Source organism: Stenotrophomonas sp. GD03877 (genome assembly GCF_029840555.1).
Taxonomy (GTDB): Bacteria; Pseudomonadota; Gammaproteobacteria; order Xanthomonadales; family Xanthomonadaceae; genus Stenotrophomonas; species Stenotrophomonas geniculata.
The window spans coordinates 1-883 of record NZ_JAOCCT010000082.1 but is presented as its reverse complement, the minus strand read 5'-3'; the positions used below and the strand labels follow the sequence as shown (position 1 = coordinate 883).

The 883-nt window shown below is 67.7% G+C and carries 1 protein-coding gene; it reads right to left on the bottom strand.

The features are described from left to right. Positions 1-883: transposase zinc-binding domain-containing protein (locus N5D20_RS24675; protein WP_172675197.1), on the bottom strand; the 883-nt coding region annotated here is incomplete at both ends.

Here is an 883-nt window from a genome sequence, read left to right as displayed (position 1 = left end):
CAGCTTTTCGAGCTTGTGGCTTTCGTGTGCTTCCGCGGCCACGCCGGCATGCAGCGAGAAGCCGCCGACCTTGCCGGCGTCGCCGTCCAGAGAACCCGCATCACCGGGTAGCGTTTTCAGGGTGACGACCTTGCGGCCAGCGTCGCGACCGGTGGCGATGCGGTAGGTGATCGAACTCATCCGCAGCGCGTCCATGCCGTCGTCGCCCGCCGCGCTGTCGGACAGAAACACGGATTCGTCCTCGCCTTCCAGCCAGCCTTTGCGCGTCAGGTGCCGGCACACGCGATGCGCGATGGTGTTGGCCAGTTCCGTCAGTTGCGCCGATGTGGGCGCACGGGTGCGGTGCAGGCGCGGCTTGCGCTGCGGACGCTCGGTGGTGTCCTCGTACACGCCGTCGAGCCACAGCATGTGGAAGTGGATGTTGAGATTCAGCGCGCTGCCGAAGCGCTGGATCAGGGTCACCACGCCGCATTGCGCCGTATCCCGCGGCACGCCGGCCTGATCGGCAAGCCAACCGGCGATCACACGATGCACGATGCCCAGCACCGGGCCGATCGCCTCAGGCTTGCTGGCGAACAGGAAGCGCAACGGGTACGGGAAACTCAGCACCCATTGCCGCACCGGCCGCGGGCCGAACACCTCGTCCACCAGATGCCGCGCCGACTCGGCCATGCGCCGTGCGCCGCAGCTCGGGCACAGCCCGCGCTTCTTGCAGGAATACGCCACCAGCCTCTCGGCACGACAGTGCTCGCAGACCACGCGCAGGAAGCCGTGCTCGAGCACGCCGCAGCGCAGGTAGGTCTCGAACTCCTCGCGCACATACTCGGGCAGCGGGCGGTCTTCGGCCTCAAGACGCGCGATGAAGTCCGGGTAGTGCGCCTGC